Consider the following 21,505-nt stretch of genomic DNA (forward strand, 5'->3'; position numbering starts at 1 on the left):
AATTGAATTAGATATTAACTATTAACTGGAGGACCACGAAGGCTAAATTGTAACTGTTGATATTGACTAATAAACTGGTATTGAGATTCAATAATACCATGATTATTCGTAATGTTTATTAATTCAATATTCTTAAAAGTATGTAGTAATTGATTTGAAATTTTAAACTTGTAAAATTCACAATCTAAATCAAGTGAATGAAAGTGAACAGTAGATTTGTTGGTACAAACCTCATGTTTATGGTTTTCAAAAACGTGTGCTAATTTTACACCTGAAGGAATTAACAGGCAAACCACCAAAATAAGTGATAATAAAACTATAATATGATTTTTATCCTTTAACATTAATCGATAAACCTTTTAAAACCGAACCTACGCAGCATCTTTTTTTCAAATTCCCAGAAAAATTTAAACTGACCAAATACCCATCCAAAAAACACTAACAGTATTTGATAGAAAATAAGTCCAATAATAATGAATAATATCCAATAGAGAAACGGATTTAAGTTTTCTTTAGTAATTCCGAGAAACTTGATAATTGGTCTGCCGACATATAATGATGACGTACCCGTAAAGGCAAAAACAATAAATATACGTATCATTTCCCATCGCTGCCTTACTACCCACTTATTCTCCAGTTTTTTAAATAAAAAGAGCGTGATTTTTAATAAAATGAAATAACAAATTATAGTAAATACTATTAGGAATCCAAAGTGCCAATCTGTAGCAATAGCATTAGCTATTTTAAAAGCACTATAAACAAGGATTATTATTCCAAGTAAGGGAAATACAAGCTGCCAATTTTTGGTTATTTGCCACTGCTTTTTAAATGTCTCCATTAATCAATTTTGCATGCAAAGATAATCTAAAATCTAGGATTGTGAGCAGTTAAATTTTGTTTATACTTCTCTTCAAAAAACACAAAAAAGTGATAAAGCATGTAATTGACTTCAAAACCATAATCAATACCCTGCTGGTAGTTAATTTGCATTTCGTAAAGGTTTCTGTCAAATCCAGAAGAGACCACACGACGGTTCCATTCTGTAACATATTGTATGTTTCTAGCTTCTAAAAATGTTTCAGAATAATATGATCTAGGTCTTGCTCTTCGCAACATCCAGGAATCAAAACCGGCTTCAAAAATAATGACCTCATATTCTAGTGAGTCATTTGCAATACGAATGGTGTCTTGCTTCTCTGAAGTATCAACCACTTCAGAATTTGGTTTTGTTGAAACATTCTTGCTTTTGCAACTAGCAATCACCGAAATGATAAGTAATATATAAACGACATTCTTCATAAAACAACTTTTACTAAAGTTACAAAATTTATAACTCATTTTTTGTTTCAAAATACTTTTTAACAAAAAAGCCAAACTAAATAAGTTTGGCTATTACAATATATTTTCTCAATGAATGTTACTTTCCAAAAAGGCCTCCAAGCAATCCACCTAATCCACCTTTTTTCTTGGCACTTCCTAATACCATACCAGCAACATCATCAACAATACTACCATCACCATCAGCGTCTAATATTTTTTCCAAAAAACTTTGCTCTTCGTGAGCATCGTTACCTCCTAATAGACCACCAAGCAAGCCACTTAAATCATTTGAAGAGCTTACATTATTTTGCCTGGTTTGCTTTCCTAAAACTCCCATAAGAATTGGCGCAGCAACTTTTAAAATATCAGCAACAGCATCGGTATCCATACCAGATTTTTCACCAATAATTTTTTCAACACCTTGTTTTTTAGAGCCTAAAACATGTCCAAGAATTTTATCACCGTCAGTCATTACCGCATCATCAACACCACCACTAAACAATCCTCCTAAATTGTCTAAAATACTGCCATCATGTTTGCTATTTAAAGCACTCATTAACCCTTCGGCACCTTGAGGAGTAGATGCATTACGTTTCATGGCTGCCATTAGTACAGGCAACGCCATGGTTAGTACATCTGCTGTTTTATTTGTTGGTTGATTGGTTTGACGCGAAACACCACTAATTACTGTTTGTCCTAAATCACTATTTAATAAATCTAAAATTCCTGACATGTTAAGTTGTTTTTAAGTTATTATGCTACAATTTGATAGCCATTCAATTAGACACAAGTTAATGATAAAAGTCACTAACTTCTAATTTTTTTGGCTTCTGAACGATTACGCTTCTTGAACTTTTAATAAACTAATGATTTGTGATGCCAATTCTGTTCCAATTCTATCTTGTGCTTCATTGGTTGCAGCACCAATATGTGGCGTTAACGAAATTCTGCCATTCATTAAAACTTGAATAGCTGGTTTTGGTTCTTCTTCAAAGGTATCTAAACCTGCAAAAGAAACTTTTCCTGATTCTATAGCTTTTATCAAGGCTACTTCATCTATAACACCACCACGTGCAGCATTAATAATCCCAACACCATCTTTCATCATTTCAAAATGTTTTTCTCCAATAACATAATCTTCTTGAGCAGGTACGTGGAGTGTAATAAAATCAGAATGTTTAATAATGTCTTTCATTGGTTCTGTTTCAATTTCCACATTAATAAACTGACCATTATAGAATTCCACTTTAATATCAGCTTTACCAACAAATTTATCGCTGGCTATAACTTTCATGCCAATACCAAGAGCAATTTTTGCCACTTCACGACCAATACGTCCAAAACCAATAATTCCTAACGTCTTGCCACGTAATTCTACACCTTTGGCATAGTTTTTCTTTAACGATTTAAATTGTGTATCACCATCTAAAGGCATATTTCTGTTTGAATCATAGAGATAACGAACACCGCCAAATAAATGGGCAAACACCAATTCAGCAACCGATTGTGAGGAAGCGGCAGGTGTATTGATTACATGAATACCTTTACTACGAGCATATTCTACATCAATATTATCCATACCAACACCACCACGACCAATGATTTTTAAGGATTCACAATTATCAATAATATCTTTACGAACTTGCGTTGCACTTCGTACTAATAATACCGAAATTTTATTCTCATTAATAAAATTTACTAATTGTTCTTGGGCAACCGTTGTTGTCAATACTTCAAATCCGCCAGCTTGTAATGCTTCTATTCCACTGTTTGAAATGCCGTCGTTTGCTAATACTTTCATAATTATTTCTTGTCTTTCGACACTGCTCAAGATAAACTCCAGCAGGAATCTTTTTTAAATTAAACTTCTTTTAAAAGGACATTTCGAGAGCGTTTCGACAAGCTCAACGTGACACCTCAATGTCCAAACTATTATGCCTTTCTCTCCAATTCGCTCATAACATCTACCAAAACACCCACACTTTCTAAAGGCAAGGCGTTATACATGGATGCTCGATAGCCACCAACACTACGATGTCCATTTAAACCATTAATGCCTTCTTCTTTTAGCATGGTTTCAAAGGTTTCCTTTAAATCCTCATTGGCTAGAGTAAAGGTTGCATTCATAATTGACCGATCTTCTTTGGTAGCAAATCCTTTAAATAACGGATTTAAGTCAATTTCAGAATAGATTAATTGCGCTTTTTTATTGTTCTCTTTTTCAATGGCTTCAATACCACCTAAATTTTTCAACCATTCCAAAGTCAACATGGATACGTAAACAGCAAAAACAGGAGGCGTGTTAAACATACTGCTTTTACTAATATGTACCTTATAATCCATCATAGATGGTATTTTACGCGATACTTTTCCTAAAATGTCTTCTTTCACAACAACCAAAGTGGTGCCTGCAGGACCCATATTTTTTTGAGCACCAGCATAAATTAAATCAAATTGTGTGAAATCTAACTGACGTGAGAAAATATCACTACTCATGTCACAAACCATAGGAATTTCGCACTCTGGAAAACGTTTCATTTGCGTCCCAAAAATAGTGTTGTTTGATGTGCAATGGAAATAATCATAGTCCGTAGGAATGTCATAACCCTTTGGAATATAATTATAGTTAGCTTCTTTAGAAGACGCTACTTCATAGATATCATCATAAATACGTGCTTCTTTTATGGCTTTATCACTCCAAGTCCCTGTATTTAAATAGCCCGCACGCTTTTCCAATAGGTTTAAAGCCACCATTAAAAACTGGGTACTAGCACCACCTTGCAAAAAGAGGGCTTTGTAGCCTTTTCCTTCCAAACCTAATAATTCCAATACTAGTGCGCGTGCATTTTCCATAACATCAACAAAAGGTTTACTTCTGTGTGATATTTCTATAAGGGAAAGTCCGTTATCAAAATCTAAAATAGCTTCAGAAGCTTTTAGCATCACTTCTTTTGGTAATATGCATGGGCCTGCACTAAAATTATGTCTTTTCATATTTAAGTTTCCGGAAATTCGGAATAGTATTTAATTAAACTTTGGCTTATTCCAAGTAAGAAATAAAGCGCATTTCTTTGAATGCAAAGGTGCTAAATTCTAATAAATTAGGCGTTAATAAATTGATAATTTATCAACTATATTTTTAACAAAAATGCAATGGTATCTACATTATCAGCATAATCCCAAAGTTGTGGGTTTTGTGATGCGCCAAATGGCACTTGATTATCCAACTTATAATTAGAAACCACACACTGAATGCGATCAGAATCTAAAACTAACCTTTGTTCCAGTTGCTCCAAATTATCATAATATTCATAAAATACCGTGGCAATAGGTGAGGCATAGCTAGTATCTTCCTTAATCATTAAAAAGCCATTTTCAAGCATATCAAACTCACTCATTAAATACACGGCTTTATTATAATCATAATTGTTAGCGTATTTAGCTTGTTCTATAATTGGGTGCCATTTATACATACCCTTAAAAAAACCTTCAAAATTATAGTCCTTTGGTACAAATAGTTTTGATACATTTCGGCAACCCAAACCATAATATCTAAAGATATCTTCAGAGAGGTTTTCAAAATCTTTAGCAGTTTCCTTACCAGTTAATACCGCAACCGAATTCCTGTTTTTACGAATAATGGAAGGCTTATCTTTAAAGTAATATTCAAAATAACGTGCTGTATTATCGCTTCCTGTAGCTATAACCGCATCAAAATTAGACAGCTTGTCTTCAGTAAAACGTATGCTACCTTTAAATTCTGGTTCAACATATTCCAAATATTTGGCTAAATAGGGAAGGAGCTGCTTGTCGTTAGACGATTGCTTCACTAACACTTGATGTCCAGAAATTAATACTGATAAAAAATCGTGAAAACCAACCAAAGGAATATTTCCAGCCATAATAATAGCAACCGTTTTTGGTTCCAGAGTATTAAAGTTATACTTTGATAACCATTGGCTTAAATTATTTTTAGTCAACGTATTAGACCAATTATTAAAGGCGTAAACAATATTATCTGTATTAAACCAACCGTTATGCTCTTTGGCCAGTTTTATTTGATGTTTAAAGCCATCAAAAAAAAGATCGTTGTGTAAAACAGTATCTATTTTTGTGAATTCAAGCGTACTAAACTGACTCAAAAATTCACCTAATTTTACAAAGGCATTAATTCTTTTTTCTAAATCCATAGTTCATTTGGTTATGAATGGTTTTGGCTTTATTTTTGCAGACGCAAAAGTACGGAAACTTAAACGAAAAATTACTATGGCAATTATAATAACAGACGAATGTATTAACTGTGGCGCATGTGAACCAGAATGCCCAAACACAGCTATTTATGAAGGAGCTGATGACTGGCGTTATAAAGATGGTACGAGCCTTACAGGTAGTGTGGTATTGCCAGATGGTAAAGCTGTAGATGCTGATGAAGCCCAAGAGCCTATAAGCGATGAGATTTACTACATTGTACCAGATAAGTGTACCGAGTGTAAGGGTTTCCATGAGGAACCACAATGCGCTGCCGTATGCCCAGTAGATTGCTGCGTACTGGACGACGACCATGTAGAAAGCGAAGAAACCCTATTGGGCAAACAACGCTTTATGCATCCAGATTCTTAATTTTTAAAATTTCTTTAGGTTTTTTCAAGTAAACTTTACTTATTTGTTCTTTAATATTTTTATCGATTGATGAGAGTTTACGTAGTTTTTAATATTTTATGTCATTTCGTTCTTTCCATTATGACACCTTTCAGTGGGCTTTCTCAAGATTCCGGAGTTGCACAAATCCAATTAAGAAATAACTTGGATATTAATGTATGTAGTGATGATGGTTATGCAACTTTCAACATTCAAGAAATAGAGCAACTGGTTTTAATGGATTTAGGTATTGATGATGATGATTTTTTAGAAAAAATACTAATCTCAACTTCAAACGGAAATGTTCTTATTGTTAATTCTCCTTCAAACAATCCTAATATAGAAACTTTTTGTGAGTTAGATGCTGAATTAACAGATATAGCTATTAATTCAAATAAAGAAATATTTGTTTTAAGGGGAGGTGGATTTACAGAAATTGATGATAACTGTAATATGACCCACTATAATTATTCTTGGTTTGGGAGTAACGCATTATCTGTTGATGATTTAGATAATTTTTATCTTGGATCTGCAACAAATACTGATGTATTTAAATTTGAACTTTTACCAAGTGGTATAATTACAGGTGATAGATGGTATGATTTTGATAATGGAAGTTCAGGCGGTGATTTTGTTTTATTAAATGACAAGATGTATGTAGCATGGAGATTAAGTAATAATAATTTTAGGCTTTATGAAGTTACTGTGAATCAAGATAGAGATTACATTTCTCATGTAGATCTGGGCCAAATACCAAATAACACATTTGGTCTTGCTTCAGAACTAGGAAGACTATATGGTGTGACACCAGACCGCCTGTATGAAATTAATTTATCTGATTTTTCATTTTCAGACGTAATTCAAAATCCAAACATTGAAGATGAATGGTTTGGAGCAGCTGGCTTTCATGAGGCATCTCCTTACAATGCTTCTACACATATAAATTTCACTGATGCTGAAAATGATATCAACGAAATAATAGGCGATTGGACAAACACTATTATGGGTGGGCAAACTATCTACATTAGAATTGATAATTCAATAACAAATGAATTTATAATTGCACCAGTAAATATTAATGTTGAAACTTTTCCAGAAGTAGATCCACCAGAAGATTTGATAAAATGCAAAAATGACAGCTTTAATAGTTTTGATTTCAATGAGGTTTCATCACAGATGCAGATAAATCCAAATGACGACTTAATTTTTGTTTATTACAACATTGATCCTCAACTAAATTTTGGGGCAGTACCATTAGATTTAAATTATCAAAGTATTTCTGAAGCTGAAACAATTTATGTGCGTGTGGAATACGCTAATAGTATAGATTGCAGTTTGTTTTTTGATTTTCAAATAATTAATCATGAGACACCAGACCTATTACCGTTATCAGATTGGAATTTCCCAACAGTTTTAGAATCTTGTTATTTTGATCAAAATAATAATGGATATTTCAATTTGAATGAAATAGAAAATGATATCATTTTGAATAACAATGATTTAAACATTTCATATTATATAAGTTTTAATGATGCACAGAATAACACTAATCAAATACAAAATATTTTTTTTCTTGAAAATTCAAGTCAAGAAATTTTTATAAAAGCAACTAATACATTTGGGTGCTATACTATTTCCAATTTTTTTATTGAACAAGATTGTATATTAAATAATGAATCTCTTTTTAATATCAACTTTCCTAAATTTTTCACACCTAATAATGATGGAACGAATGATTTTTGGAATGTTTATGGTATTTCTGAAAAAGTTAGGAAAGAATCTATAATAAAAATTTTTGATAGATATGGAAAACAAATAATAGCCTTTAAACCTTACAATTCAAATGGTTGGGACGGAACTTACAACGGTAATCCTTGTCAATCTTCGGACTATTGGTTTGTGTTTTATTCTGATTCAGGATATCAAAAAGTTGGACATTTTACATTAAAAAGATAAAAACAATCAATTAAAAAAATAAACAGTTATTTGATAGCCATTTTTTTAAAGAGCGTTCATGCATCCTGAAAATTAATTCGTTTTATTAAGATTAGAATATTAAAACCTCAAGTATTTGCTTGGGGTTTTTTGTTTACAGTCTTAATAAAATCTTTTTCCCTAAATTAGACCATCAACAGATAACCAACCAACCCATGATAAAAATTTTCCGTAAAATACGCCAGCAATTGCTGTCAGAAGGTAAAACAGGCAAATATCTCAAATATGCCATTGGTGAAATCATTCTAGTAGTTATCGGTATTTTAATAGCCTTACAAATAAACAATTGGAATGAAAACCGGAAAAATAAGATTGCAGAAGCCGATTACTACTGTCGAATTTTAGATGACTTTGAACTCAATGAAAAATTAATTGATGAAACTGCAGAACTCACAACGCACAAAATTAAGCTATGTAAAGAGCTGCTATTAGATTTAAACAGCATACCCAATAAAAGAAGTGATATACTAAACAAATTTGTATTGGCCTTGAGGCAAGACGTTTTTGTGCCTAGCAATATTGCCTTTGAAGAGATTACATCCTCTGGCCAGCTAAAGCTATTAACAGATTTAGAACTTAAAAACAGATTGATTCAGCACAGTACATTTTTAAACAATATTTTAAACCTGCTTCAAGAAAACAGGAATGAAATTATTGAAAGAATGGGTGATTTTGATTTAGTATCTGAATTTGGGTTTCAAGATTTAGACTATCTGAATAATGTGCTTGACAAAGAACATTTAGACCTATTGCCAAAAAACAACTGGAACAACGAACCTAATAACCCGTTATTTTTAAAGTTTCAAGACAATCTGGTTTTTTTTGTAGGCATGCTTGTTAGGCAAAAACAACATTTAGCTAATTTAAAGATCGAAATGCAAGAACCTTTAAAATTGTTACAAGCCAAAAAGTGTCAATAACGTAAGACTAACCAACCCATGATAAAATTCTTTCGTAAAATCCGCCAACAGTTACTATCAGAAGGTAAAACAGGTAAATATCTAAAATATGCCATTGGCGAAATCATTTTAGTTATGATTGGTATTCTTTTAGCACTTCAGGTAAATGACTGGAATACCAAGCGATTATTAAAATCCAAAGAGCAGGTCTATTTAAAACAAATTAGAATTAGCTTAAACAATGATTTAGAAAGCATAAAAGAAGTAAAAGAATTTAATGCTGATAAAGCTTCTTACATAGACACAACCTATGTAGTGTTAGAACAGTCTTCAAACCCTGAAAAATATATACCTGTAATTACTGATTATATGTATGTAATAGCTGAATTTAATGTTTTTGAACCTAACAATATTGCTTTTGAAAATATGATAGCTTCAGAAAATATTGACCTTATTACTAATATGGAGTTAAGAAAAAACCTTTCACTATACTATAAAAGAGATTTTGAGAATAGTACCCAAGAGCGTATTAAAGAGCAAACGCGGCAATTTGTAGATTACATTATGCCTAAACTAACCAGCAGACAATTTGTAAAAGAATTGATGAAACACGATTCTCATTTACCTGATATTTCAGAGACTAATATACACAGTGATACACAAGTTTATGCTCATCTTTTTATTATGATTGCAAATATGGATGGTCAAAATGAACTTTTAGATACTACTACTGAAGAAATAAAACGTTTACTAGATTTAATTGATAATAATCTAAAATCATAGACATGATAAAATTCTTTAGAAAAATTAGGCAAAATATGATTAAAGAAAATCGAGCAAGTAAATATTTACTTTATGCCATTGGCGAAATCATCCTTGTTGTAATAGGAATTTTGATTGCTTTGAGTATTAATAATTGGAATGAAAAACAAAAAGATTTAAAGCAGGAACAATTAATTTTAAAACAATTAAAAAGTGAATATCAAAGCAATCTCGTGCAACTAGAAGAGAAAATTCTAATGCGTAATCAAGGATTAGAGGCTTGTAACAATTTACTCAATCAAATTGATCATCCAGAATCAATTAATGAAGGTGAACTTTACAAATCGCTTTCGTTAATAATGAGAGACCCAACATTTGACCCTATTAAAAACGATATTGTAGGTTCAGAAAAATTACGTCTTATACAAAATCAAGAGTTAACTAGTATTTTATCAAATTGGTCTTCCGAAGTCTATCAAGTTCAAGAGCTAGAATTAGAATATAAAAAATTTCGTACCGAAATAATAATTCCCTGTTATATTAGGCTTGGTGTTTCAAGAAATCTTAATAATGCACTCTGGAAGGATGGATATACGCCTACTGAAGCACTAGACAAAAAATACAATCACAAGTTTACCATAAAACCAACCAAAAAAGATTTAGACTTTTTAAAAGTCCTGAATGATGTTGAATTAGAAGGTATAATTGGACAGGTAATAACATTTAATCAAATAACCAATCTCCAATCGCAAACATTAAGAGATAGAATAATAAATATGCTTGCAGTAATTGAAAACGAGATTGATAAAGAATAGTAAAATACCAACAATGATAAAATTCTTTAGACATATTAGACAAAACTTACTTTCCGAAGGTAAAACCAGCCCGAATGACTCGGTCGGGCGGGCAGGCAGGTACCTAAAATATGCCATTGGCGAAATTGTTCTCGTGGTTATTGGTATTCTAATTGCACTACAGATTAATAACTGGAATAATGATAGAAATGACAGAAAGTTAGAAAAGCACTATTTGGCAGGACTTATAAATGATCTTAAATCAGACTCTATCGCTGTTAGTGATCTCAAAACAATGTCAAATGAACAAGTTCGGAGAAAAGAAAAGTTGTACGAGTATTTTGATGGATATCAGTTTTCCAAAGATTCTATTGCTTACTTCTTTGCAATGCAATGGGGAATGCCTGTTGGATTCGTGCCAAATACTGCCACAATTGACGAAATGAGGAGTGCTGGTGGAATTAGTCTGATTGGAAAACAAGATATTCGAAAGAAAATTATTGAACTGTATAATACTTACCAAGAGTTTATAAATGGTGACCAAGCATACTATGAACGTAACAGGTTCGAGTTGAGAAAATTGGCATTCAAAATTCCCAACGTATTTGATAAAGAGTCACTGAAAAATGCAATTGAACCAGACATAGTAGATGCATTAAAAAATGATGAGTTAAGGAATAGCGTTATGGCTAATTACGCCTTTGGAGTAAATAATGAACTAAAAGTTTTGCAAGAAGAAAATGCAGAATTACTAAAACTATTGACTACGTATTTATCTGAACTTTAAAAAAATAACGAAAGCACAACCAACCCAATGATAAAATTCTTTAGGCGAATACGCCAAAACTTACTTTCAGAAGGCAAAACAGGCAGGTACCTCAAATATGCCATTGGCGAAATTGTTCTAGTGGTTATTGGAATTCTAATTGCGCTACAGATTAATAACTGGAATGAAAATCGACAAGCCATTTCAAAATCACTAAATTATCTTGAAGAATTTCGGAAAGATTTAATAAGTGACACTATCAGCTTAAATAAAGCATTAACAAGACTAGACGAAGAAATGAGTGCAGAATTGTGGGCTTTAAGACGAACTAGTTATAAAATCGCCGATGCAGACTCTATCATGCTTGCTATTGGTAGAACATATTACGATAGGGAAATCAACAATCGAACCTTTAGTAATGTCCAAAATTCAGGAAATTCAAAGTTAATAGGGTATGATAGTCTTTTCACAGTACTCTCACAATATTACACAAAAACCAATGAGAGGCTCAAGGCTCACACAGAATGGGATGAGAAAGAAGTTACAGAAAAACAACAGTACAAGAGAGATTTGTTTAGCAAAATTGAAGTTGACATAAATTACATTAAAAGCAATTCCAGATCATTAGATATAGAGCATTTTCCGATGATTACGGATTCTGTTGAGCAAGCAAACTTGATTATAGATTTTGCAACAACCGTACAAGGAAGAAATCACTTTAAGGAAAATTATGTACGGCATTTGAGACTTCAAAATGTTTTTAATCAAACTAAAAAAGAAGCAGAGGAATTGATAAAACTAATAGATTTAAAAGTAATAAAATAATGAAAGCAGCACTACAAGCCCATGATAAAATTCTTTCATTATCGAAACATAATTTTGCATTTGCAAAATCAAAGGTCTAGTAGAGTCCTCATGAAAATGGGGATGGTGGAGATAGCCGCTTGCGGAAAGCTCAAAATTAAAATGTGTGAAATATGATTAAGTTTTTTAGACACATTCGTAAATCACTCCTTATAGAAAATATAACAGGCAGGCACCTAAAATATGCCATTGGTGAAATCATCCTTGTTGTAATAGGAATTTTGAAACATCCTATGAGAAATTAATAGAAGACTCTTTTTTTTATAATAGTATTTCAATGAAAAGTAGATTAATTAATCAGCAAAGAAAATACTATGAAAATCAGATTTATAAAATTGGAGAAATTATTGAGTTTATTAATCTTGAACTGAAAAAATAATGAACACACAATAAAGAACTGACAAAAAGAATTACAAACGCATAGTTTTTTTGTAAATTACGTTAAACACAAACACCATGCAAAACATCAGACAACTAGTCATAAGTCAGCTACCACCAGGCACACGCAATCCTGATGACATCAGTCCTATAGATATTTCCAAACCATTCAATATTATAGTATTTATTATACTGCCTATACTTATCATTATCCTGTATCTCATATGGAGAAAACAAAAAAACCGTAATAAAGATTAAAATATAGTATCACTTATGTTTAGTTCGTTGTGCTCGTATTTATTTAGTTAGTATTTATTAATTTAGGTGATCAAACCACGTCAATAAACCTACAATCCCGTTGGCATCAACTAAAAATAACCACAAATTCAACATAAAATGAAAAACTTATTATTTCTTTTACTAACAGTATTCCTCATTTCCTGCAACCAGAAAAACAATCAACCAGAGGCCAAACTTCCTGTTGTGAACAAAATTGACATAGAAGCCGAATTAGCGGCAATTGAAGAAACTCGGACAGGGTTTCAGTTGGCAATAAAAGAAAAACGCTACGCCGATTTAAAACAATATGGCACCAAAGACATTATCTCACTAACACCCATTTGCGGAACTTGGGAAGAATACAAGCGTTTACGCAATGAACCTGTTGGTTCCTTTAGTTATGATAGTTTGGTAATGAAACCCCAAGAAACTATAATAGTAAGTGACAGTGTCGCTTATGACTTTGGAGTAAGTTCTGTATATTATACCAACGAACAAGGAGAGCCCGTTGAAATTGAAGATACATTCCTGGCCATACTAAAAAAGGATAAAAACGATGGAAAATGGAAGTTGCATAGGGAAGTGGCCACAACTAATAAACTAGAATAATAGCATATGAAACCTTTCAAAATAATAGGGGTATTATTAATCTTGACTTCCTGTAACTTAAAAAAATCTGAAAATATACCAAGTGTGGACAATCAGGTTTACACCGGCCCAATAATAGACATGCATATTCATGTAGACAACGAAAATAGTTTACCTCCTGTTGTTCTCGGTTTATGTCCACCATTTTCAACCTTGATAGAAAGTTTTGATCCTCAAGAAAAGTTTGAAGATGTATGGAATGAAAAATTTGGTAATCCTGATTGTGAAAACGCATTAATGTCTCCAAAATCATATGATGGGTATCTAACAGAGCTCGAGAGTCAATTAAAAAAACATAATGTAGTAGCAATAGCAAGCGGCTCTCTAACTGATATTACAAATTGGAAATCCAGACTTCCTGAACATATTATTCCAAGCATTGAATTTAGGATAACCAGAGACAGTATTTCTCCAGATCAAATGAAAACCCTAATTATAGAGAATGATATAAAGGTTATTGGTGAAATTTCAAATCAATATGCAGGAATAGCTCCTAATGACCCTAGAATGTTTCCATACTACAAAGTAGCCGAAGAATTAGATATTCCAGTGGCAATTCATCTTGGTAGTGGTATTCCAGGCACGCCATACATGGGTTATCCAGATTATAAAGCCAAACTATCAAACCCACTTCTACTGGAAGAAGTTTTAAAAAAGTTCCCAAAAATGCGTGTTTCTATAATGCATTATGGAGAACCATTTATTGATGAGTTGATAACCATGCTATATCATTACCCACAATTATATGTTGATATCGGTGGCATTCAATGGGCCTATCCAAAAGAATACTTTTATGAATACCATTTAAAGAAAATGGTTTTAGCAGGTTTTGATAAAAGGATTATGTATGGGTCTGATATGATAATTTGGCCTAAATTAATAGAACATTCAATAGATATTATTAACGAAGCATCATTTCTATCCTATGAACAAAAAGCAGATATTTTTTATAATAATGCCGCAAGATTTTTGAGATTAAAAAAATAACTGTTTACAACATTGCTTATAGGTAATTGCTAGTTCTAGCCTATTTACCAAAGCCCTAACGGATTTTCTATTCGGTTTGTATTTGCTAAATTAGTTGCTTAAACGACACAAGCCATATCCAACAACCTTAGGTAACATTAAAAAAATGAAGAAACTAAAAAAAGAAAATAACAGAAGAGACTTTCTTAAAAAATGCAGTTTATCAACTGTCCCTTTCTTGATTCCTACGATTGGTTTGAATGCAATGTCATTTGAAAAAACTAATGATAAGGTACTCACTAAAAATCAATCATCTGTTAACTTCATTTACGATGGATTGGCTTTAGGCCCTACTGAATACCTGAATAAACTGCAAGAAATAAATAAATCAAAACCAATTGAACCCGACTTTTACGGAGGTGGTGGAACCACGAAATTAATTGAAGAAGAATTTGCAAAAATAACTGGTAAAGAAAAAGCCATTTATCTTCCAACTGGCACGATGGCTAATCAATTAGCAATTAAGTTGCTTAATGAAAATAATACTAAAGTTATAGTACCCGAAAACTCACATATCTATAGAGATGAAGCTGATGCCGCTCAAAGTGTTCATGGTAAAAGACTAATTCCTGTTGGAAAAGGAAAGTCATATTTTGATATAACTGATTTGAAAAGTACAATAGACTATACAAATAAAAATGAAGTTTTTAAAAGTGGGTTAGGAACAGTAGTGATTGAAAACCCTGTTAGACGAGCTGACGGAACTTTCGTGCCAATAGGCGTAATAAAGGACATTTCAAAATATTGCAAAGAAAATAATTACAAAATGCATTTAGACGGTGCGCGAATTCATATAGCGTCTGCATTCAGCAATATATCGGTTTCAGAATACGCTTCATATTTTGACACGGTTTATATTTCTCTGTATAAATATTTAAATGCATCTGGTGGAGCAATACTTTGTGGAGATGCAAAAATCATTGAACAAATATCGCATCAAATAAAAATACTTGGAGGAACTGTATTTCAAAGTTGGAATAATACATCAATGGCGTTGCATTATTTAGAAGGTATTAATGAGCGATGGAATGAAGTTGTTATAAAATCTGAAAAATTAATTACTGCATTGAACAAGTTAAATGGTATTAGTATTACTAGTCTTAAAAATGGCACTAATATTTATGATTTAATATTAAGTAATGAAATAAGTTTAAAAAAACTTGCCATATTTCTATACAATGAGCATAATATTTGGTTAGGAAGAGCCAACGATAAAGGAATTGTAAAATTTACTGTGAATGAAAGTTTATTAACTAGAGATTATACAGATATACTTGATGCTTGGAAGAAAGGAATTGAACAAGCACGAAATTAAAAACGTTGCCTAACACCGTATAAAATTTAATGCTAGTTCTAGCCTATTTACCAAAGCCCTAGCGGATTTTCTATTCGGTTTATATTTGCTAAATTAGGTGCTTAAACACACCATAGCTCAATACAAACACGTTGGCACTTATTTAAGAAAAATATGAATAATAAAAAGACGTATATATTTTTATTAATGACCATTATTTGGTCTTGGACTTTTTGGTTTTTAGGTCTAAATTATTTTACCAACGGAATCAATCAAGAATCAATCGGAAAATTTTTAATATTCTTTTTTACGGGTTTATATGGACCTACAATCAGCGCAATTGTAACAACACTACTTTTTGATGGACTCAAAGGTGTATTGAATTTACTTAAGAAAGTGTTTATTTGGAATATTCCCTTTAAAAACTATTTATACATAATACTATTACCTATAATTTTTGTCATTATTGCAATTGGATTATATAGCATATTTATTGGAGATATTGGGAGTTTTGACAAAGCAGCTTTTCTTTCAATTCCTACTGTATTATGGGCTGGTTTTTATGCTGGACCTTTAGGCGAAGAACTAGGGTGGAGAGGTTTCCTATTACCTGAATTACAAAAAAAACATTCTAACTTAAAAAGCGCAATCATAATTGGAGTTATATGGTTTATTTGGCATATGCCACTTTGGTGGGCACCATTTGGCACGTTAGTTAGTGTGGAGTCAATTTCTTTTTTAACTGTAACAGCTTATTTTCTAATGCTAATCTGTTTATCAATAATAATCACTTGGTTGTTAATTAATTCTAAAGGAAGCGTTCTAGTTGCAATCTTATTTCACTTATCAATTAATGCAGGAATAGCATTGCTGTTTTTCCCTGAATTGAGTGCAGATTTTAAAAAAGTACATTTATTGTCCAGTATTGGTATGCTTATATTTACAGGAATATTGATAGCTAAAAATAAATTAAAAACAAGTGCCAACAATAGCTACCCTTCAGGCATTAAAGATTAAGCTGGTTTTTGGGTAAAACCCAACCAAAACAAAAACCACGAATACCTAGAGTTAGTGGTTTTTTTTTATCTCAAGATTAGCAATTAATTTAATATATTAGTGCTATAGGTTGGATATAATCAATGATTATATCCCATTGTTGGCAGTAAGTAAAAAGAACATTATGACTAGAATATTTTACATTTTTATTTGTGGTGTCTTATTATTAAGCTGTAAGGAATCTGATAAAACTCGAAATGAACAGCGGATTGAAAATAAACAATTAACTGGAGAATCAATTCTTGAAAAAAGTATTCAATTTCACGATATAAACAATGAATGGAAAACAGCAAATTTCAAAGTAGTCATTGAAGAACCAAGAATAGGAAATCAATTCAGGAATTCTATTGTAGAACTAGATAATAAATCAAATTATTTTAAACTTCAACGAAATAGAGGCGATAGTATTTCTACTCATATTTCGCAAAACAACAATTATTCTTCATTATTGAATGGTCAAATCATAACAGATTCGTTATTGATTAAAAAGTATCGATTAGACCCAAAAAGGAATAAAGGATATCATCGATTTTATAAAACTCTTTTAGGACTGCCAATGTCGCTGGATGATGAAAATAAGACAATAAAACAAGTAGAAGAAATTACTTTTAATTCAATACAGAGTTATAAAATCACAATAGAATTAGAAGAATCTATTGCAGGTGGAACTGTATTAAATACTGTAAAAAGTTTTAAAAACAGAAAGGAGTCATTGTTTTCTAAAGATTGGATTTTGTATGTCGCAAAAAATGATTTTAGAATTATTGGTTTGGAGATGATTTATCTAGATGACCCAAATGCAGGAGGACGCATAATATTCGAGGGAGATTTTAATATCAATAATATTTCAATTCCAAGAATTAGACATTGGAGAGAATTAGATAATTCATATAACGGAAGTGATATTTTAATGGAATGAAAAATACCTACTGCCAACACCGTGTATAATTAATTGCTATGGCTAGTGCTTATCACGAAAATTCCTTCGGAATTTCCTCTGGCAAGTATTTGTTTACTAAATTAGTTGCTGCGCACGCAACTAACCATACACCAAACGTTAGCTGCAATGTGAAAACAGGAATTTCAAATAACATATGAAAGACAAAGACATTTGGGAGCAAGTTTTTTCTAATATTCCAATGGAATGGAAAGAAGTTTCTCCAACAGATTCAATGCTTTTTTGTTTAGATTATTTTCAAAAACATAATGTTGAATCTGTATTAGATTTGGGATGTGGTGTAGGTATCTGGTCTGTTTTTTTAGCAAAAAATGGAATTTCTGTAAAAGGAGTAGATTTTTCTAAAAATGCAATTGAGTATGCCAAAAATTGGGCAAAAGAAGAAAAAGTTAGAGCTTTGTTTGATTATTCAGATTTAGTCAATCATTCTTTTAAAAAAGAATCTTTTGATGGAGTAGTCGCATCAAAAATTTTGGATAATATTTCGAGATTTAAATTGTCTGAAGTTAGTCAACAAATTGAATCTAATTTAAATGATGGCGGAATTCTTTTTTGTGTCTTCAATCCGTATTTAAACGAAACAGATAGAGAAAAACTAATGAAAAGCGATAATCCCACCAAAGGGATTACTCATACTGTATACAAAGATGAGGAATTAGAAAAAATCTTTCCCGAATTGAATTTATTAGAATTTAGAATTTTTGAGCACGGATTTAGAGGTTTGATATGGCAAAAAGAAGAAAACACAGCAGCTAACAATGTGTAAAAATAATTGCTTGGTCACAGTGTACTCGGAAAATCCTTCGGATTTTCCTCTGGCTTGTGATAGTTTACTATCTTTAGGCAAACCAACGCAACGAAATCATACACAAAACCGTTGTGCTTCATTATCAGAAACCGCTAACCAATGATAAAATTCTTTAGAAAAATTAGACAAGATTTACTTTCGAAAGGTAAAACTGGAAAGTACTTTAAATATGCTATTGGTGAAATTGTGCTAGTTGTGATAGGGATATTGATTGCGTTATCTATAAATAATTGGAATCAAACCTTAAAAAACAGAAAAGCTGAAAAGTCTATATTAGAATCTCTTCACAATGAATTTTTACTTACCAAAGAAGAATTGAGAAGAAAGCAAAAAATCTATGAAGAGAAGAAAATAATCTGGGATGAGTTAAATGAACTAGTTGGACAAGAAAAAAGTGATATCGACAGAAAATATATGGACTCTTTGCTTACAAAGAGCGAAGCATATCCTAGTTTCAACCCTCCGGATGGAGTTGTTTTGGATATCATTAATTCAGGCAAGGTATCCCTTATCCAAAATACTGAGCTTAGAGAAGCAATAACTAGTTGGAATGGAATAGTATTGGACGTAAACAAGAACGAAGATTCTCAGGCAAATTTTATGCTCAATCAATATATGACATACATTAATGATAACGTTGAACTACTTTACACTAGAGCTAAATGGTACTCATTGGAAGAGACTAAATCATTTGGACCAGACCCAAGATTGCTTCTGAAAGATTTTCGCTACGCTAACTTGTTGAGAAGAAACCTTTATTGGTATGCGTGGATAACTGGTCAATATAAAATTGTAGAAAAGAAAATTGATAAAATACTGGAGATGACTAAAAACTCTACAGAATTAAATAATGAACCAATAGAATAAATAAAAGTAAAGGCAAATAGCGTATACAAAAAGCTGGCTGAAGATTTATTGCTAATGGCTAGTCAAGAATTAGAGAAAATATAAAAATGATTGATACTAAAATAAAAATAACGAAAGCACAACAATCGCTATAAACAATAGCTACCCTTCAGGCATTAAAGATTAAGCTGGTTTTTGGGTAAAACCCAACCAAAACAAAAACCACGAATACCTAGAGTTAGTGGTTTTTTATATCTCAAGCTTATCATTTAATTTAATATATTAGTGCTATTGGTTGGATATAATCAATGATTATATTCATTTGTTGTAGCCAATTTGAAAAACAGCATTTTATGAAAAATAATCGCGCATTTTTAGTAACATTTTTAATAATATTAATCATAATGACAGGATGTAAATCTCATAAGTCGGAATTGGATAAAATGGTCGAATTCGGACAAAAATATACTGATGCTTGGAACAGTAAAGTGCCAGAAAAAATGGCTTCATTTTATGCAGAGGACGGAACTTTAACTGTGAATAACGGAACACCAGCAGTTGGAAGAAAACAATTAGCAGAAACGGCTAACTCATATATGGAGGCATTTCCTGATATGGTTTTGACAATGGACAGTCTAACAATAGAAAATGACAGTTTCAGATACTATTGGACATTTAAAGGAACCAATACTGGACCGAATGGAACTGGAAATAAAGTTAACTTCAGCGGATTTGAGGAATGGACAATAAATGACCAAGGACTCGTTCAAAAATCAATCGGAACATACAATGCGGTTGATTATGAAAAACAACTAAATGGAAATTAAAAAAATCTGGCTACAACAATAGCTATAAGTAACCAGCCCGACAAGTCATTCTGGTGGGTTGCTTGTATTTGCAAAAATCCGTGCTATCCCACGCCACTAATCATACACACAAACGTTGTGCTTCATTCAAACCAACCAAAACCAATAAATGGCATTTAAACAAAATAAAATACTTTTTTTTCTTGTGGCACTTCTTATTTTAGGCTGCAAACACTCTGAAAAAAATAAGTCTGAACAAGAAATTATAAACTCTGATTCTTATGTTTTAGTCAAGGATTGGCCTAAATTACCGGATAATTTTATTTTAGGAAGTCCTACTGGATTGGGACTTGATAGTAAAGGGAATATAATTGCATTTCATCGTTCTGGTAGAGCTTGGTTAACTATGCCAATTTCGCACCTTCCGTTAATTCAAGAAAATACCATATCAATAATAGATTCCAAAACTGGTGAAATTCTGAATTCCTGGGGAAACAATTTATTCATAATGCCACACGGTCTTGAAGTAGATAATCAAGATAACATTTGGGTCACAGATTGCGGACTTCATCAAGTTTTTAAGTTTGATTCTAGAGGTAACTTACTCATGACATTAGGTGAAGCTAAAGTTTCAGGAAACGATGCTGAACATTTTAATCTTCCAACCGATATCGCTGTTACAAACGATGGTTCATTTTACGTAAGTGATGGGTATGGTAACAGCCGAGTTATAAAATATTCCAAAGACGGAACATATTTATTTGAATGGGGAAAATTCGGAAATAAAAAAGGAGAATTCAATATTCCACACGGAATTGATTTAGATAAAAATGGAAATGTTTATGTCGCTGACCGCGAAAACAATAGAATCCAAAAATTTGACGCTAAAGGAAATTTTATTGCTCTCTGGCAAAATCAAACAACTGACCAATTATATTCTGTAACCATTGACAATCATAAAAACCATCTTTTTGGAATAGATTATTGGACTGATAATGATTCTATTATAAAAGGTTCTGATATTTTTCGATTTGATTTAGATGCTAACCTACAAGTACAGTTTGGTAGAACTGGGTTTTACGATGGACCAGTAGCAAGATATCACGATATTCAAATTGATAACGAAGGAAATATTTATGTCGGAGATATTTTAGGAAATAGAATTCAGAAATTTAAACTAAAATAAAAACGCCGTACAACACTGGCTAGAAGTAATTGCTTGTTCTAGCCTCTTTCTAATTAATCATATAAACAAATCAACAAATCAACACACATCCGTCTTCGGTCTTCATCACCCAACTACCCACTAAAAACTACCTACTACAAACCAACATCTAAAAACTAAACTTTTTGTTTCCACTAACGCCA

24 protein-coding genes are annotated in these 21,505 nt (G+C 31.9%); 17 read left to right on the top strand and 7 right to left on the bottom strand.

Going from position 1 to position 21,505, the window contains the following annotated elements:
• Positions 1-14: 14 nt before the first annotated feature.
• The 7 genes from HGK31_RS09280 to HGK31_RS09310 all read right to left on the bottom strand — a co-directional run bounded on the left by HGK31_RS09280 (position 15) and on the right by HGK31_RS09310 (position 5,510).
• Entirely contained in the window at positions 15-344 is a 330-nt protein-coding gene (locus HGK31_RS09280; RefSeq protein ID WP_104733840.1) for a hypothetical protein, read from the bottom strand.
• Complete coding sequence (locus HGK31_RS09285) at positions 344-838, bottom strand: DUF6787 family protein (RefSeq protein ID WP_191859502.1); 495 nt, start codon at positions 836-838, stop codon at positions 344-346. The genes HGK31_RS09280 and HGK31_RS09285 overlap by 1 nt, the downstream gene beginning before the upstream one ends.
• Positions 839-864: 26 nt before the next feature.
• Positions 865-1,299 carry a DUF6146 family protein gene (locus tag HGK31_RS09290; RefSeq protein ID WP_191859503.1) on the bottom strand — a complete coding sequence of 145 codons (435 nt, stop codon included), beginning with the start codon at positions 1,297-1,299 and terminating at the stop codon, positions 865-867.
• Between the two features lie 118 nt (positions 1,300-1,417).
• Positions 1,418-2,053: a DUF937 domain-containing protein gene (locus HGK31_RS09295; RefSeq protein WP_191859504.1), complete on the bottom strand. Its 636-nt coding sequence runs from the start codon at positions 2,051-2,053 to the stop codon at positions 1,418-1,420.
• Positions 2,054-2,158: 105 nt separating this feature from the next.
• Positions 2,159-3,121 (bottom strand): D-2-hydroxyacid dehydrogenase, encoded by a 963-nt coding sequence (locus HGK31_RS09300; protein WP_191859505.1) that lies wholly within the window; start codon positions 3,119-3,121, stop codon positions 2,159-2,161.
• Between the two features lie 131 nt (positions 3,122-3,252).
• Positions 3,253-4,314: a 3-phosphoserine/phosphohydroxythreonine transaminase gene (gene serC, locus HGK31_RS09305; protein ID WP_191859506.1), complete on the bottom strand. Its 1,062-nt coding sequence runs from the start codon at positions 4,312-4,314 to the stop codon at positions 3,253-3,255.
• Between the two features lie 137 nt (positions 4,315-4,451).
• Positions 4,452-5,510 carry an acyl-CoA reductase gene (locus tag HGK31_RS09310; RefSeq protein ID WP_191859507.1) on the bottom strand — a complete coding sequence of 353 codons (1,059 nt, stop codon included), beginning with the start codon at positions 5,508-5,510 and terminating at the stop codon, positions 4,452-4,454.
• Positions 5,511-5,586: 76 nt separating this feature from the next.
• Here HGK31_RS09310 and HGK31_RS09315 point away from each other — a divergent pair, with 76 nt between their 5' ends.
• The 17 genes from HGK31_RS09315 to HGK31_RS09395 all read left to right on the top strand — a co-directional run bounded on the left by HGK31_RS09315 (position 5,587) and on the right by HGK31_RS09395 (position 21,323).
• Positions 5,587-5,940, top strand: a complete 354-nt coding sequence (locus tag HGK31_RS09315) for a 4Fe-4S dicluster domain-containing protein (protein WP_191859508.1) — start codon at positions 5,587-5,589, stop codon at positions 5,938-5,940.
• Positions 5,941-6,060: 120 nt separating this feature from the next.
• On the top strand, positions 6,061-7,914 hold the full coding sequence (locus HGK31_RS09320; protein ID WP_191859509.1) for a T9SS type B sorting domain-containing protein: 1,854 nt from the start codon (positions 6,061-6,063) through the stop codon (positions 7,912-7,914).
• Between the two features lie 194 nt (positions 7,915-8,108).
• On the top strand, positions 8,109-8,873 hold the full coding sequence (locus HGK31_RS09325; RefSeq protein WP_191859742.1) for a DUF6090 family protein: 765 nt from the start codon (positions 8,109-8,111) through the stop codon (positions 8,871-8,873).
• Between the two features lie 18 nt (positions 8,874-8,891).
• On the top strand, positions 8,892-9,635 hold the full coding sequence (locus tag HGK31_RS09330; protein WP_191859510.1) for a DUF6090 family protein: 744 nt from the start codon (positions 8,892-8,894) through the stop codon (positions 9,633-9,635).
• A gap of 35 nt (positions 9,636-9,670) precedes the next feature.
• Positions 9,671-10,429 carry a DUF6090 family protein gene (locus HGK31_RS09335; RefSeq protein ID WP_191859511.1) on the top strand — a complete coding sequence of 253 codons (759 nt, stop codon included), beginning with the start codon at positions 9,671-9,673 and terminating at the stop codon, positions 10,427-10,429.
• Between the two features lie 13 nt (positions 10,430-10,442).
• A complete protein-coding gene (locus HGK31_RS09340) occupies positions 10,443-11,195 on the top strand; it encodes a DUF6090 family protein (protein WP_191859512.1) in 753 nt (250 codons plus the stop codon).
• A 27-nt stretch (positions 11,196-11,222) separates the two neighbouring features.
• The gene (locus HGK31_RS09345) at positions 11,223-11,999 is read left to right on the top strand and encodes a DUF6090 family protein (protein ID WP_191859744.1); all 777 of its coding nucleotides are present in this window, start codon (positions 11,223-11,225) and stop codon (positions 11,997-11,999) included.
• Between the two features lie 495 nt (positions 12,000-12,494).
• Positions 12,495-12,674, top strand: coding sequence for an adenylosuccinate synthetase (locus tag HGK31_RS09350; RefSeq protein WP_191859513.1), 180 nt, complete (start codon positions 12,495-12,497; stop codon positions 12,672-12,674).
• A gap of 138 nt (positions 12,675-12,812) precedes the next feature.
• On the top strand, positions 12,813-13,304 hold the full coding sequence (locus tag HGK31_RS09355) for a Cif family virulence factor (protein ID WP_191859514.1): 492 nt from the start codon (positions 12,813-12,815) through the stop codon (positions 13,302-13,304).
• 6 nt (positions 13,305-13,310) lie between these two features.
• The gene (locus HGK31_RS09360) at positions 13,311-14,330 is read left to right on the top strand and encodes an amidohydrolase family protein (protein WP_191859515.1); all 1,020 of its coding nucleotides are present in this window, start codon (positions 13,311-13,313) and stop codon (positions 14,328-14,330) included.
• A 145-nt stretch (positions 14,331-14,475) separates the two neighbouring features.
• Complete coding sequence (locus HGK31_RS09365) at positions 14,476-15,684, top strand: threonine aldolase family protein (RefSeq protein ID WP_191859516.1); 1,209 nt, start codon at positions 14,476-14,478, stop codon at positions 15,682-15,684.
• 153 nt (positions 15,685-15,837) lie between these two features.
• Positions 15,838-16,680, top strand: coding sequence for a CPBP family intramembrane glutamic endopeptidase (locus tag HGK31_RS09370; RefSeq protein WP_191859517.1), 843 nt, complete (start codon positions 15,838-15,840; stop codon positions 16,678-16,680).
• Between the two features lie 163 nt (positions 16,681-16,843).
• A complete protein-coding gene (locus tag HGK31_RS09375; protein WP_191859518.1) occupies positions 16,844-17,638 on the top strand; it encodes a DUF6503 family protein in 795 nt (264 codons plus the stop codon).
• Between the two features lie 175 nt (positions 17,639-17,813).
• A complete protein-coding gene (locus tag HGK31_RS09380; RefSeq protein ID WP_191859519.1) occupies positions 17,814-18,443 on the top strand; it encodes a class I SAM-dependent methyltransferase in 630 nt (209 codons plus the stop codon).
• 141 nt (positions 18,444-18,584) lie between these two features.
• Positions 18,585-19,352: a DUF6090 family protein gene (locus tag HGK31_RS09385; RefSeq protein ID WP_191859520.1), complete on the top strand. Its 768-nt coding sequence runs from the start codon at positions 18,585-18,587 to the stop codon at positions 19,350-19,352.
• Positions 19,353-19,684: 332 nt separating this feature from the next.
• On the top strand, positions 19,685-20,158 hold the full coding sequence (locus tag HGK31_RS09390; protein ID WP_233451056.1) for an ester cyclase: 474 nt from the start codon (positions 19,685-19,687) through the stop codon (positions 20,156-20,158).
• A 148-nt stretch (positions 20,159-20,306) separates the two neighbouring features.
• The gene (locus HGK31_RS09395; RefSeq protein WP_191859521.1) at positions 20,307-21,323 is read left to right on the top strand and encodes a peptidyl-alpha-hydroxyglycine alpha-amidating lyase family protein; all 1,017 of its coding nucleotides are present in this window, start codon (positions 20,307-20,309) and stop codon (positions 21,321-21,323) included.
• Positions 21,324-21,505 lie beyond the last annotated feature (182 nt).

This window comes from Hanstruepera ponticola (assembly GCF_012931685.1).
In the GTDB taxonomy this organism is placed as follows: Bacteria; Bacteroidota; Bacteroidia; order Flavobacteriales; family Flavobacteriaceae; genus Hanstruepera; species Hanstruepera ponticola.